Origin of the sequence: Spirosoma terrae, from assembly GCF_010435915.1 — a bacterium.
Taxonomy (GTDB): domain Bacteria; phylum Bacteroidota; class Bacteroidia; order Cytophagales; family Spirosomataceae; genus Spirosoma; species Spirosoma terrae.
Map to the genome: position 1 here is coordinate 42,731 of NZ_JAAFZH010000014.1, position 14,591 is coordinate 57,321.

The following is a 14,591-nucleotide window of genomic DNA, read 5'->3' on the forward strand; positions in this document are numbered from 1 at the left end:
TATCCCGTTGCCGGGATTTTCGCCCGGTAGCAGTGGTTTTGGTACATACACCAACCTTTTGTCTATCAGTGTATTCTGCCAGGGTTTGGTGTCGTTCGGCGATGGATTGGCGCTGTCTGTCGACAATTTGGACTGCTAGTAGGTGAACTCGATCTGTTTGTCTAATTTCGGTGATGTAATCGGCTGACGTATGCAACTTTTGACCAAAGAATTTGTCTTCTCCGACGAGCCTCGCCAACGGCTGTTGAGGCATGGTTTATTCTGGCTGGTATGGTGCTTATTTTTTGCTTTTACGTATGGCTTTTTGCCGGTTAGCTACCTTATAAGACAGGGGCATAGCTGGCCAATGGCACTGGCCAAGGGGGTAGGGTTATCCGGGATAGATTCGCTGCTGTTTATGCCGGCCCATATGTTTTTGACGTACGGGCTCATATACTGGGTATTGCCCCGATTTCTGTTTAAAGGTCATTACGTCTGGGTTTTGTTCGGGACTGTGGCATTGATCGCAGCAACTTCGTTTGTTTCGGCGATGCTGACTACGTATCTGGTCGACCCGGTTCGGACCTATCTGGGTTTGCGAACATCGGGCAACACATTCTTCTTTGCAATGATGGCTGGTTTGCGGGGGGCTATTACTATTGGCGGCTTTGCGGTGGCTATCAAGCTCATCAAGGTTTGGTATCTGAAACAGCAGGCTTATCAGCAGATCGATCGCGAAAAGCTACAGGCTGAATTGGAGCTACTAAAATCGCAGGTGCATCCGCATTTTTTGTTTAATACGCTCAACAATCTGTATTCACTTACCCTGAACAAGTCAGATCATGCATCGGCGGTTGTACTGAAGCTATCTGATTTGCTGCGCTATATGCTTTATGAATGCAATGTGCCAGCCGTTTCACTGAAGAAAGAGCTGGATTTTCTGCGGAACTACATTGCTCTGGAGCAACTCCGTTATGGCGACCGGCTCGATATGTCGGTTAGTATTTCTGGCGATCATGAACATAAACTAATTGCGCCGTTGCTACTCATTCCATTTCTTGAAAACGCGTTCAAACATGGTACGAGCGAACAACTGGAACAGGCCTGGATGCATGTTGAGTTATCTGTTCAGGGCACTACTCTTAAGTTTAAAGTAATTAATAGTCGTGAAACCATGCCGCATGAGGAAACCTATACGGGCGGCATTGGCCTGCAGAATGTGCAAAAACGATTACAACTGTTGTATCCCAATAAGCATGATTTGCGTATTGTAGCAGGTGAAGAAACGTTTATGGTCATGCTCAGCGTAGAGTTGCTAACCGCTCCGGCTACTACCGTCTGGTCAGATCAGGTATTGGCAGAAGTGGCTTAATTTTCATCTTTATGACGTTACGTTGCTTACTGGTTGATGACGAACCGCCCGCACTGGAAATAATTGAGTCGTACGTCGATATGGTCGACGGGTTGGAAGTGGTTGGGAAGTGCCATAACGCCATTCAGGCTTTTGGCCTACTACAGTCAACTCCCGTTGATTTGATGTTTCTTGACATAAAGATGCCGAAGCTATTGGGAACCGACTTTGTCCGTAGCTTGCGGCAATCGCCCAAAGTGATTTTTACAACGGCTTATTCGGAGTACGCCATAGAAGGGTATGAGCTCGATGTAGTCGATTATTTGCTCAAGCCAATTCCATTTGAGCGTTTTCTGAGGGCTGTATCGAAAGCGATGAACAATGGTTCATCGGCATCAATCAATAGCCCGCAAATAGAATCTATTTCTTCTTCCGAAATCGACAAGCCGAGCGAAGCGCCGACGCCCAATTCATTTCTATATTTTCGGGTTGATCGGAAAATGGTCAAAGTCTTTACCCGAGACATCCTATACGTAGAAAGCCTGAAAGATTATGTCAAGATCGTGACAGAAAACGCTCGGCCATTAGTTGTTAAACAGAGCATCAGCTCCCTGGAGGAAATGCTGCCTGAAACGCATTTTCTGCGTATTCACCGTTCGTTTATTGTTGCCGTTGACAAAATAGCGGCCTATACGCCCAGCTTCGTGGACGTAGCAGGACAGGAACTTCCCATTGGCCGACTATTTCACAAAGAGGTTGGGCGGGTATTGAAGTTCTGATTTCCTTCCTGATTGAGTCGTAAAGGGCTATGTTAATAGGCTTGGTAACGTAGTAGAAAAAACATTTTTTGCCGCCACAAACCATTCACCTAAAAGGGGAATCTCCTATGTATTGATTGTCAAATCGGATCAGCAAGTAAAGGTATTAGGTATAGAAAATCGGTAAGTATATATATCTATTGTTGCTCTTTGCCTTGCATTGTCTGGTAAAAATGATCATTTGTAGCTGTATTCAACGTAGCGTTAATGAATGGGTTTATCAAATTTGGGTATTGTACAGCCGCTCTGATTGTAGTAAGTATCGTTCTTTACTTCTACATGCGGATGATATGGGACATTCAGGAGTTTCCATCTATAACGTTTGTATTGGGTTGGTTAATAGCTCTTTGCGTTATCAGTTACGCACTGGTGTATGGCAAAGCCTGGGCTAAAGGAACTGTTCTGTCGATCCTAAGTTTTGCCTTTACGTGGTTAGTGCTGGAAGGGCTATGCGCTCTTGTGATCCGTATTAAAGATGGCCCAGGGCCTGATTTAGTAGAAACAGTTGCCAACAAAAGCGACGCGACGCAACGTAACGCTAAAAAATACACGCTGATCCACTACGATCAGTTAGGAATGAGCCGCCCCGCACCGGGGGAATACACAATTGAATACGCACTAAAAGGAGGAAAGAAGGCAGACGTAACGTATCATGTCGATAGCTTATCGCGTCGCCTTACGCCGTTCAATCCTAAGAACGCTACGGGTAAATATGCCCTGTTTATGGGATGCTCCTTTACCTATGGAGAATCGGTAGCGGATACCAATACGTTACCTTACTATTTCGGGGAACAGACCGGTTATCGACCTTATAATTATGGCGTATCCGGACATTCGCCCTCGCAAATGCTGGCTATTTTGCAACGTGTTAACATTCGTAGGCAGATCGCCGAAAAAGACGGAATTGCACTGTATACGTTCATTGACGATCATCTGGCTCGTACCACGCCGAGTACCAAATGGGCCGACCTGTCGGCGGGCTATTTACCGTACGTAAACCCAAAAACGCTGGTTGTAGAGGGCACGTACGCACAAAAACATCCCGTTCGTATCAAGCTGATTCGCTGGCTGCACACAAGCAACGTAGCAAAACTGTTTAAAGTTAGCTTTCCTAAAAAGTATAGTATCGAGCAGTACCAGCAATTTGTCAATATCGTCGGTAAGGCGAAGGAGTTATACCAGAAACAGTTTGGTAATGATAACTTTTACGTGGTTGTCTTTCCGATGTATAGACTAGACCCCAAGTTGCGGGAATTATTCGAAAAAGCTAATCTGAAGTTGCTGGATTACTCAGCATTACTAACCTGGAATACGGCTTACGATGGCATGCATCCCGATGCCCAGGCGTTTCGGCAGGTGGCGAAAAAAATTGCCCAGGACTTACAAGTCAAGCCAGAAAAAGTGGTGGCAGCCGCAGAATAAGCCAGGGGATTGTAGGAGCTTAATCGGAGTGATGTCCTTGCCATCAAGCAATTGGCTTGCTTTGCCGTCTCGAAGAGTCAAGCGCAAAGCAAGCCAATTAGCTGGTAATTCATAGCTACAAGTCCGCTATTTCCCGGATACGTACTTTCATGGCGGGGCGCTCCTTGTCGGGTACGATGGCGATAAACGTATTACTGGCCGTTTCGCCGTTTCGAAGCATGTGACCGGCCTGAATATTAGTCGTAGTGGTTACTTCCTTGCCTTCCGAGTTTTTAATCTTCTGCTGATAGGGCACTGTAAACGGACGCGCTACCACTTTTCCGCCTTTAGCCGTCAGCCGTTTTCCGTTTGCATTCAGACAATCAAAAGAAGCCAGCTCATTTTGGTTTTCCTGCCCGAACAGGGTCGGTTTAGGGAAGAAAATTTTCGTGCAGTTGCTTTTGTTCGTGACGTAGATCGTCACTTCGTAGCGCATAAACGATTCCCCGCTTATGTCGATTTTGCGCTCATTGTTGATCTCATAACCGTAATCGATGCCATTGAGCTGAGCAGGTTTTCCTGGTTCGATATCGTAGGATTGTTGGGCAAAAAGAGGATACTGGATTGCCGCCAGAACCAGACAGCAACAAAAAAAACGCTTCATTTTTATGGTTTGGTTAAAGGAACAAAAATACGGTTTCCCAAATTTATCACTTCCAGAGAATTGATACCAGGATAATTGATATGGCCAGTAGCAATTGCACAAATACTTTGAGCGTAAAGGGCTGACCGTAGTGAATCGGGTACAAAATAGCACCTGCCATAACACCCGTCACAAAAAAAAGGAACCGATTGGACCACATCGACCCGTTAAAGCCCTGAACCCCATACTCGGAGGCTTTTATCCATATCCAGGCGCAGGCTACCGCCAGCAGGTAAGGAATTGGTGATTTAATCCATTTACTGTCCTTGAATTGCCAGTACATAATGTACCAGTGACCGAAAGAGCCTATCAAAAAGAACAAAGTTGAGAGAGCTATTTTCTGATATTGCATGTAGCAGAAGTGAAACAAAGAGGAATAGGTTGATAATAAGAAACTTGGCGTAGTATCTTTTGCGGAAAAATACGCAGAATTTACACACAAAGACCGCCGATAAACGGGTGTTTATTCGGCGGTCTTTGTCTTGAAAAGGAGAGAAACAAAAACGTCTAGATGGTCTTGCTGAGCAAATGAGGCCGTTCGTTGGCGACTTTCAGGACTAGTTCTCCAAACAGTGTATTAGCCCAGGCAAACCATTTCCGGGTGAATTTAGCCGGATCGTCTTTATCGAACGATTCGTGCATGAAGCCCGTACCCGCGTGCGTTTTTTTGAGTTGGCGAAGCTGAGCCAAAATCTCTGTATCGTCAGTAGAGGTAAGCGCCCGCATGATCAGACTCATTGGCCAGATGTTGTTCACGAGTGTGTGTGGACTACCAATTCCTTCGGCAGCTTTGCCGCTAAAGAAATACGGATTGTCGGCACTCAAGACAAATTTCCGGGTATTTCGGTAGATCGGGTCGGTCAGAGAACAAGCCCCCAAATAAGGCAGGGCCAGTAGATTTGGTACGTTAGCATCGTCCTGCAGCAAATGATTGCCGTAGCCATCTACTTCCATGGCATATAGTTTGCCATACTTGGGGTGATTGTATATAGCATACTGTTTAAGTGCGTTTTCGACTTCGCTGGCCAGGGCTCGACAATCTTTCGCAAAAGCAGCTTCACCTGCAAAAAATTGGTCAACCATCGTAGCGAGTTGCCGGAACGATACAACCGCAAACCAGTTTGATGGTACGTAGAATGGAAATACCGTAGCATCGTCGGAGGGGCGGAAAATGCTGTTGATCAGACCAATCGGTTTGGTTGGATTGCCGTATCCATCGCCCGGTACAGTATCGGTCGACCACGACGTACTACGCCCAAAGCGATACGGTCCCCGGCTGGTTTTGCGCTGCTGCTCCCGGCAGGTTTTCTGCGCCAGTTTCATCGCTTCCAGCCATTCGGTATCGAAAGGGGCTTTGTCGCCCGTTATTTTCCAGTAATGATAGGCCAGCCTGATTGGATAACAAAGTGAATCAAGTTCCCATTTTCGCTCATGAAGGCCAGGTTTCATCGTTGTTACGTCCTTTTTCCATTCGCCCTCTTTCGCAGCATCAGCGTAGAATGCGTTGGCGTACGGGTCCAGGCGAATACAAAGTGCCTGCCGATGAATAACGCCCTCGATTAACTGGCGAAGCTTCGGGTCTTGCTTGATAAGCGGTAAATACGGCCATACCTGAGCCGTGCTGTCGCGCAGCCACATAGCGTCAATATCGCCCGTGATGACGAACGTATCAGGCTTCTCCTTGTCGGTAAACTGTACGGTGGTGTCAAGTGTATTGGGGAAACAGTTTTCGAAAATCCAGGCTAATTCTGGGTCACGAATGGTTTTGTGCATTCGCGCAATGGTTTGATCAACGGCTGAACTAACAAAGTTTCGCTGAGCAACTGGCGTGCGAACCGCGGGAAAATCTGCAGATGGAATAGCCCACGAAGGTGGGTTGGATAGGAGCAGACCAGCGCTGGCCAAAGTGGATTGTTGGATAAAACGACGACGGTTCATAGAGGTCTTAGTAGTACATCATGCGGCTATATTTACCACTTCTTAATGAATGATGATACGTAGGCGACGGGATAAGTATGGTAGCGATACGTAGTAAAGGCGTAAAGCTAATACTGGTTAAGAAGATCTGGAAATACGTAAAAAAAGCGATGTTTTCACAGCCCAGAATGCCCTCTGAAAGAAAGCGGGTAGTTTATGCCTGAATTGACCTTATTGAGTAGACATCTACACGTAATGAGGCTAACATTCTGGTAAATCATTAATCCGTTCTATTTCTAAGCCCTACTCAATCTTCATATTGTATGATTTGGTCTGTTCCATCGACTAAACGTTGGTTTCTTTTGCTCGGCAGCGTTGGTGCTTCTGTGAGTTTACTGGCTTGTCTGGGTTCGCAAAAAGTGACGAATCAATCTGGCTCAGCAACCACCATGACCACCACTGTTCCGGCCACTGCTGAACCCGCAAACGCCGTAATGCCTGTCCGGGCAACTGCTTCTCGTGTACTGGTATTCTCTAAAACGAAAGGCTGGAAACATACTTCCATTCCGTTCGGCATTGCGGCCATTCAGAAACTGGGCCGGGAGAATAATTTTCGGGTCGATACCACCAAAAATGCCGACTATTTCAATGATGATAGCCTGAAACAGTATCAGGCCGTTGTGTTTCTGAGCACTACCGGGAACGTATTGAATCAGAAACAACAGGCTGCTTTTGAGCGCTATATTCAGGCTGGTGGCGGCTATATGGGCATTCATGCTGCGGCCGATACAGAGTATGACTGGCCCTGGTACAACAAGCTGGTAGGTGGCTATTTCGCGAGCCATCCGAGCAATTCAAATGTGCGCAAGGCTACGGTTGATGTAACGGACAAGAAACATATCTCTACCGAACATCTGCCCGATCGTTGGGAACGTACCGACGAGTGGTATAACTACCGATCGTTTTACTCGGGCATCAACGTACTGGCTAACCTGGACGAGAATACCTACGACGGGGGTACCAATGGCAGCAATCACCCCATTGCCTGGTATCATGAGTTTGATGGAGGGCGCGCGTTTTATACGGGTGGGGGCCACGAAGATGCCAGCTTCAGCGAACCTTTGTTTGTAAAGCATGTTCTGGGTGGACTCAAATGGGCGATGGGCGACAGAAAAGCACTGGATTATACCAAATCATATGCCGTTGTGATGCCCGAAGAAAACCGCTTTGTGAAAACCATACTCGTCAATGATCTGAACGAACCGATGGAGTTGGCCGTAGCGGCCGACGGTCGCGTTTTTTTTACCGAACGTAGCGGTAACCTGTCGGTCTATGACATACGTAGCAACAAAGGGAGCCTCGTGCATCGATTTGACGTACCGACCAAAGTTGGGCATGGCGTTCAGGGGATTACGCTCGATCCAAACTTTACGGCCAACCATTGGCTCTACATTTATTACTCGCCCCAGTTCGAAAAAGACCCAGTCTATAACCTGTCGCGTTTCGTTATCAACGACGATAACACGCTCGATGTCGCGTCTGAAAAAATATTGCTGAAAGTGCCCAGTATCGACGCGCCCGGTTCGCACCACGGCGGCTCGCTGGCGTTCGATAAAGAAGGGAATTTGTATCTTTCGACTGGCGATCATACGAATCCTTTTCCGTCGAACGGTTACGCGCCAATCGATGCCCGACCCGATCAACTTGCTGCCGATGCCCGCGCTACAGCCGCCAACACGAACGATTTACGGGGGAAAATACTACGCATCCGTCCGCAGACCGACGGAACCTATACCATTCCCGATGGCAATCTTTTCCCAAAAGGCATGGCACAAACGCGGCCCGAAATTTATACGATGGGCTTGCGGAATCCGTATCGTATCGCTCTTAACCCAAAATCGTCGGTTTTGTATTGGGGGGAAATAGGCCCCGATGCGGGAAAAGACAGTACGTTGGGACCACGCGGGTACGATGAGTTTAATCAGGCCAAGAAAGCCGGGAATTTTGGCTGGCCTTTGTTCGTCGGTAACAGCCAGCCGTATGCCGCTAACGACTTCGCTACCCAGGTTATTGGGGCACGTTTCGATCCGAAAGACCCGGTGAATGATTCGCCGAAAAACACCGGCCTTCAGCATCTGCCGCCAACCAATCCGGCCATGATCTGGTATCCGTATGCGGCTTCGAAAGAATTTATGGAACTGGGTCAGGGAGGACGTAGCGCGATGGCGGGCGAATTTTATACCTACGACAAAAACTCGCCGTCGAAAACCAAATTCCCGGAATATTACGATGGAGCGCTATTCATTTTCGACTGGATGCGTAACTGGGTCTTAGCGACTCGTTTCGATAAAAATGAAAATTACCTGCGTAATGAGCCATTCATGGCGGCTAATGGCGATTTCCGTCGGCCTATCGACATCGCTTTCGGAAAAGATGGTGTGATGTATATGCTGGAATACGGGTCAGTATACGGAGCCGACAACGATGATGCTCGTCTGGTAAAAATCGAATATAATACCGGCAACCGGGCTCCCATTGCCCGAGCCAGTGTCGTCGATTCGGTGGCAGCGGCTCAACGTAATGCCCGATCGTATCTGACCTCCGACGGACGTAACGCGCCTGTACTCCGCGAAGCAGTCGGACAGGCTCCGTTACGAGTAAAATTCAGCGGACGCGGTACCGATCTGGACGACGATGACGTAGTGACGTATCAATGGTTGTTCGATGGAAAGACCGTTGGCGCTACCCAGCCAAACGCTACGTATACCTACACAAAACCTGGTGTCTATAACGCTATTTTTAAAGTAACCGACCAAACCGGGCTGGTTGGTATGGACACGATTCTGGTTAAAGTAGGTAATGCCAAACCGGAAGTAGCCATCACTAGCACGGGTAACAAGTCGTTCTACTGGCCTGATAAGCCCTTTACGTATGCCGTGAAGGTTACGGACAAGGAAGACAAGAAGATCGATCCCAAACGGATAAAAGTGTTGTACGAATACAATGCCCAGGCCGGAAACACGCCCGTTATTGCGCAGCAAGGCCATCAGAATCTGGACGCCATAGGCAACGGTTCGTTAGGGAAAACGCTGATCGCTAACAGCGATTGTAAAGCGTGTCATACCATCGATAAGCCGTCGGTTGGGCCAACATTTCTGGCGGTTGCCAATCGATATAAAGGCCAGCCCGGAACCGTGGAGAAACTCGCCCGCAAAATTATTGAAGGGGGCGGAGGTAGCTGGAGTAAAGACCATCTGATGAGCGCTCACCCACAAATTCCGCTACAGGATGCGCAGGAAATGGTAAAATATATTTTCTCGCTGACCGATGCTCGTCAGCAAAAATCGGTTCCTGTGCAGGGAACATTGGCACTCAACGAGCATAAGCCAACCGATGCCCGTGGGCAATACATGCTGGTTGCCTCCTATACCGACAACGGCGAGTCGACGCCGGGCAAGAAGGTAGTTGGCCCACTAACCAGTACGGATGTTGTTACGTTACGTAGCGCAAAAGTGAAAACGATCAATGCCGATTCGTATGTCGGTTTCCCGAGATGGGGAAGCCGACTAAGTGCGGGTGGGCATAAAGCGTATGTATTGCTGAAAGATATTGATCTGACCAATATCAAATCGCTTACTTACGAATACTCGGCTTTAAACAAAGACGGCGAAATTGAAATCCGGCTTGATTCGTATGCGGCCCCGGTAGTGAGCCGAACGCCTTTCAAAACAACCGGCGACTGGAAGAAGATGAACACCGTAACGGGGACTTTCGATAAGCCTATTTCCGGAAAACACGATGTGTATATTGTCGTTGTCAAGCGCGATAAACCCAACGATAATCTCATTCAGCTGGATAGTATTCAGTTTAATGAGTGAGCGTACTGAATGATGCAATGGGGCCATTTCTTGATAAAATGGCCCCATTGTTATACTAGCGGATAGGTCGTTTTTTTATCTTTAGGGAATTCGCTCATCAGAGCGAGGTAAATTCCTCTCTACAACGCTCCATCGTCCGCTAGAACCATGTACACTTCTTCTGGTCGTCCCTTATGTATCATAGGCAATGTTGTTGATGACCAGGGACGTGAATCGATGAAAAGCATTCTTGTTCAGCATGGTCGGATTGTTGCCATACAGCCGGGCAAAGTGCCCTTCGATTTGCCAAACCTGATTTTGCTGAAACTGGCTGACGACGAAGTCGTTTTTCCGGGACTGATTAACCTCCATGTTCATTCGGAATACAATATTTTTCCGCTCTGGAAGAGTCCTGCCGTCTGGAGCAGCCGGTTTCAATGGCGCAACAACGAGCAATACTTCGATGATATAAAGCGCTTCAAAGAATACATCGATACCAACTGGAAACATGAATCGTATGACTTTATTCAGTCTGTGCTTTATGCGCCCGATTCCGTGAATCGCCCTCCTTTATCGTCAGCCGCACTGGCCGACGCGATGAGGGAGGTTTTAAAACTCCACGGTATTGTTACGGAATTGCAGGCTGTGGCTGGTGGCACTACGTTGGTGCAGCAGACGATCAGGCTGGAGTCCAATGGCAAGGTGCCGAATTTTATCATTCGCGATACGACCGACCCGACTGAACTCGGTATTCCTGATCTCAAGAAAGTGTTTTCGGTTGTCGACTTCGTGAAGCCGGGGCCTGATTTTGACGCCCCCGGTGCTCCCGAACGGGCAAATGACGATACGAGTGGCTGGCCAATGATGCAATTACCCAGCTTTGATGACTTCGTTACGTCGGTTCGGGAGGGGAATAGCCGTTACTACGCCTGTATCGCCCACTTGGCAGAAGGACGGGCGGGTTATTTGCAGAAAGGCAAACCCGACGGATTCAGTCGCCGGGAGTTCCGGGAGTTTCAGCGGGTACTTACACCACTGGCAGAGGCTGGCCTACTGAAAAATGCCAATTTGACCTTAACGCATGCGTGCGGGCTGGACTATTCAGACAAAAGCACGCTCGATTTTCTGCTCAATAATCGTATCAGCGTAGTATGGTCGCCAGTGTCGAACCTGCTTCTGTATCGGGACACTATTCCGGTTAAGCAACTGCTGGACCACGGAATTAATGTTTGTCTGGGTTCTGACTGGGCGCCTAGTGGCAGCAAACACGTTTGGGACGAGTTCAAGTTTGCCCGGCATTTCTGCGATGCCCTGAATATAGCGGTAAGCGATGCCCAGTTGCTGGCCATGATGACCCAAAACCCGGCCACGGCGTTAGGGAGCTTGCGGGTAGGTTCCATCAAAACGGGCTACAACGCAGACTTCTTTGTGTTACGTAAGCAGACGGCCCAACAACCTGCACTGGCCGCTTTGCATACGCAGGATGATCGGGCAGTACGTTGTACGATTGTGAATGGCCGAATCGTATATGGCGACAGAAACCTGTTCGATACTACGTTGCCTGTCGATTATGAGTCGATCCCGGCCAGCGAAGGGCAGATTGCTACGCAGAAAGCTGTTAGTATTAATTCGACGCTCAATTTCAATTTGATCAAAGCCTTGTCGCAGGTCGATATATTGATGTATCGCTATACGAATGATATTATTCGACAACCCTGGCTTCAGCGAACGAAGATGCTTTCCTCTGATGACTTCGTTTACCAGCGTCAGATTACGCAGTTGAAATCAATTCTGGCTGACTTAATCAAAGGATAGTTTTGCTACGTCCCAGCAGGCTTGTTAGTGCTTGTTTGTCCGTGATTACATCGCGAACAAACAAGCAACGTTTATTCGTATATAAAGGGATTTCCTGAGGGGATATACGAAATCTTGATTCCGGGAAGCTGAGGTTTTAGCCAGGAAACCAGCCATTCCATGCCGCCTGCTTCACTGGCAATGTGCCCTAGAACCACCAGCGATATTTTCTGGCCTTGCTGACGGGCATCCCGAACGTATTCTGGCGTTTCCCACTCACTGATTTCGCCACAAAAGACAACATCGGGCCTGGCTTTCTGGATAGCCATGATCTGGTTGCGGCCACCCGGTGCTCCCGGAAGCAGCAGGACCCGCTGGCAGGACTGTTTCATATCGCCAACAATACGTACCTGCTTGATGTCCAGCCTGGCTTTAGCGTGTGAAACGAGTTGAGCTAACGTAGTAGACGGTAAGGTTAACATATGCTGGTCGTTGGCGTCAGCGTATTTTTCCCAGCCCAGGGCCGATAGCATTCCTTTCTGAATACCGTCGGGGCGGTGCGAATGCCAGTAGTCGTGGAAACGCCAGAGAGCGATGTTATTTTTCTCTAATAACTCATACTTTTTTTGAAAGACTGGATCGTTGGCGAGCCACTCGGTTTCGTCAAGATGATTGTAGAAAGTAGGCTCGTGAACAATAATAAAGTTGGCACCGGCAGCGATGGCTTTCTCAATGACCTCAGTAGTCGCAAACATGGTTGATACAATGCCCGTTACCTGTTGAGAGGCCTTCCCAGACTTCAACGTATCGACTGTTTTTGGAAAGGGGGCATTAGGTATTGTTTTAAGGATCATGTCCATCACCTGGCCAACCGTAACTGGCGCGTTTAACGAGTTGGTTGGTAAAGACAGACTAAAAGTTGGCGATGTCAATACCATAGACGTTCCTATCACTTTGGTGACTGTGGCCAAGAACTCGCGTCTTCCTGAAAATTTCATGGTTTTGTTTATCGTTTTGATCGGGCTAAGCCGGATGTAAGCACTACGTAATTACAACTGAAAACTATAAACAAAAAACCAACAAAGAACTACCTAACCCGCCCAGCTCTCGCGGTCCAGACTACGGTATTGAATGGCTTCGGCAAGGTGCTCGATACGGATTTCGTCGCTCCCAGCCAGATCGGCAATGGTTCTTGATACCTTCAAAATACGGTCGTAAGCGCGGGCCGACAGTCCCAGCCGATTCATGGCCGTACGTAATAGTGCTTTTCCGGCATCATTGATCTGACAAACTTCTTTCACCATCTGCGAGGGCATCATCGCATTCGAGTAAATGCCCGAGTTATCGGCAAAACGGGTTGTCTGCATATCCCGGGCCCGAATCACCCGCTCCCGAATTACTTCACTTGATTCGGCCGGGCGATTGGCTGTCATCTGATCAAACGATACCGGCGTTACTTCTACATGTAAGTCGATACGATCGAGCAAGGGGCCACTCACTTTTGCCAGATATTTCTGCACAACGCCGGGCCCGCACACACACTCTTTTTCGGGATGGTTATAATAACCGCAGGGGCAGGGATTCATGCTGGCTATGAGCATAAAACTAGCTGGAAATTCGACAGCCCATTTGGCTCTGGAAATACTGACTTTTCGTTCTTCGAGTGGCTGACGCATCACCTCAAGTGCCGACCGTTTAAATTCGGGCAATTCGTCCAGAAACAATACGCCATTGTGGGCCAGGGATATTTCGCCGGGTTGCGGAAAACTACCACCACCTACTAAGGCTGCATCGGAGATTGTATGATGGGGCGCTCGATAGGGACGATTGGCAATCAGGTTGGCGCGGCTGCCGAGCTTTCCGGCAACCGAATGGATTTTAGTTGTCTCCAGTGCTTCCTGCAATGTCAACGGTGGTAAAATACTGGGTAAACGCTTCGCCAGCATGGTTTTTCCCGCGCCGGGAGGGCCAATCATAATCACGTTATGGCCACCGGCAGCCGCAATCTCCATAGCTCGTTTAATATTTTCCTGCCCCTGTACGTGCGAAAAGTCGACCTCGTAGTTGTTAAGCTGGCTCATGAACAGATCGCGCGTATCACTAATCGTGGGGTCAATGTTCTTTTTACCATCGAAAAACTCAACCGCTTCCTGCATGTTCGTCACACCAATCACGTCCAGATTATTGACGATGGCGGCCTCCTGTGCGTTTTCTATGGGAAGAACAAACCCTTTGTAGCCTTTCTTTCGGGCTTCGATAGCGATGGGGAGTACGCCTTTGATAGGACGTAACGTACCGTCAAGAGCCAGCTCACCCATGATGACGTAATCGTCCAGATTGCGTTGCGTTGTGATCTGTTCTGATGCCTGCAACACACATAGCGCAATTGGCAAATCGTAAGCGGAACCCTCTTTGCGAATATCAGCGGGAGCCAAGTTCACAACTACTTTCTGGCGGGGCATCCGATAACCAAAAAACTTCAGCGACGCTTCCACGCGCTGTTCACTTTCTTTAACTGCGCTGTCGGGTAAGCCAACCAGGTGGAAATGTAAACCTTGGGCGACAACTACTTCAATGGTAATCAGACTGGCATTGACGCCGTAAACAGCCGCACCAAAGGTTTTAGATAACATAAGACGTAACAGAAATTGGATAAAAACTTACGATCAAAGCTACAAACGAAACATAGTAATTGGTTGTAATTGGAGGTGGCCTGTATGGACGTTGGTTAGCCAAATATACAACTCAAAGTTAGTTTTGTAACTGATAGT

At 48.2% G+C, this 14,591-nt stretch carries 10 protein-coding genes; 5 read left to right on the forward strand and 5 right to left on the reverse strand.

Going from position 1 to position 14,591, the window contains the following annotated elements; genetic code table 11:
* Positions 1-190: 190 nt before the first annotated feature.
* The 3 genes from GK108_RS23780 to GK108_RS23790 all read left to right on the forward strand — a co-directional run bounded on the left by GK108_RS23780 (position 191) and on the right by GK108_RS23790 (position 3,570).
* On the forward strand, positions 191-1,351 hold the full coding sequence (locus GK108_RS23780; RefSeq protein WP_163953892.1) for a sensor histidine kinase: 1,161 nt from the start codon (positions 191-193) through the stop codon (positions 1,349-1,351).
* An 11-nt stretch (positions 1,352-1,362) separates the two neighbouring features.
* The gene (locus GK108_RS23785; RefSeq protein WP_163953894.1) at positions 1,363-2,109 is read left to right on the forward strand and encodes a LytR/AlgR family response regulator transcription factor; all 747 of its coding nucleotides are present in this window, start codon (positions 1,363-1,365) and stop codon (positions 2,107-2,109) included.
* Between the two features lie 246 nt (positions 2,110-2,355).
* Positions 2,356-3,570, forward strand: coding sequence for a hypothetical protein (locus tag GK108_RS23790; protein WP_163953896.1), 1,215 nt, complete (start codon positions 2,356-2,358; stop codon positions 3,568-3,570).
* 115 nt (positions 3,571-3,685) lie between these two features.
* Here the strand turns inward: GK108_RS23790 and GK108_RS23795 are convergent, their stop codons facing one another.
* The 3 genes from GK108_RS23795 to GK108_RS23805 all read right to left on the reverse strand — a co-directional run bounded on the left by GK108_RS23795 (position 3,686) and on the right by GK108_RS23805 (position 6,190).
* A complete protein-coding gene (locus GK108_RS23795) occupies positions 3,686-4,213 on the reverse strand; it encodes an ABC transporter permease (RefSeq protein ID WP_163953898.1) in 528 nt (175 codons plus the stop codon).
* A gap of 46 nt (positions 4,214-4,259) precedes the next feature.
* Positions 4,260-4,535 carry a hypothetical protein gene (locus GK108_RS23800; protein WP_163953900.1) on the reverse strand — a complete coding sequence of 92 codons (276 nt, stop codon included), beginning with the start codon at positions 4,533-4,535 and terminating at the stop codon, positions 4,260-4,262.
* Between the two features lie 224 nt (positions 4,536-4,759).
* Entirely contained in the window at positions 4,760-6,190 is a 1,431-nt protein-coding gene (locus tag GK108_RS23805; protein WP_163953902.1) for a glycoside hydrolase family 125 protein, read from the reverse strand.
* 302 nt (positions 6,191-6,492) lie between these two features.
* On the opposite strand from GK108_RS23805, the gene GK108_RS23810 reads away from it, so the two are divergent.
* Together GK108_RS23810 and GK108_RS23815 are read left to right on the forward strand one after the other, a co-directional pair.
* Positions 6,493-10,047: a ThuA domain-containing protein gene (locus tag GK108_RS23810; protein WP_212592865.1), complete on the forward strand. Its 3,555-nt coding sequence runs from the start codon at positions 6,493-6,495 to the stop codon at positions 10,045-10,047.
* A gap of 147 nt (positions 10,048-10,194) precedes the next feature.
* Positions 10,195-11,841, forward strand: a complete 1,647-nt coding sequence (locus GK108_RS23815; RefSeq protein ID WP_163953904.1) for an amidohydrolase family protein — start codon at positions 10,195-10,197, stop codon at positions 11,839-11,841.
* 71 nt (positions 11,842-11,912) lie between these two features.
* Here GK108_RS23815 and GK108_RS23820 read toward each other — a convergent pair whose 3' ends face one another.
* Both GK108_RS23820 and GK108_RS23825 read right to left on the reverse strand, forming a co-directional pair.
* On the reverse strand, positions 11,913-12,818 hold the full coding sequence (locus GK108_RS23820) for a Nif3-like dinuclear metal center hexameric protein (RefSeq protein WP_163953906.1): 906 nt from the start codon (positions 12,816-12,818) through the stop codon (positions 11,913-11,915).
* A 93-nt stretch (positions 12,819-12,911) separates the two neighbouring features.
* Complete coding sequence (locus GK108_RS23825) at positions 12,912-14,453, reverse strand: YifB family Mg chelatase-like AAA ATPase (RefSeq protein WP_163953909.1); 1,542 nt, start codon at positions 14,451-14,453, stop codon at positions 12,912-12,914.
* Positions 14,454-14,591 lie beyond the last annotated feature (138 nt).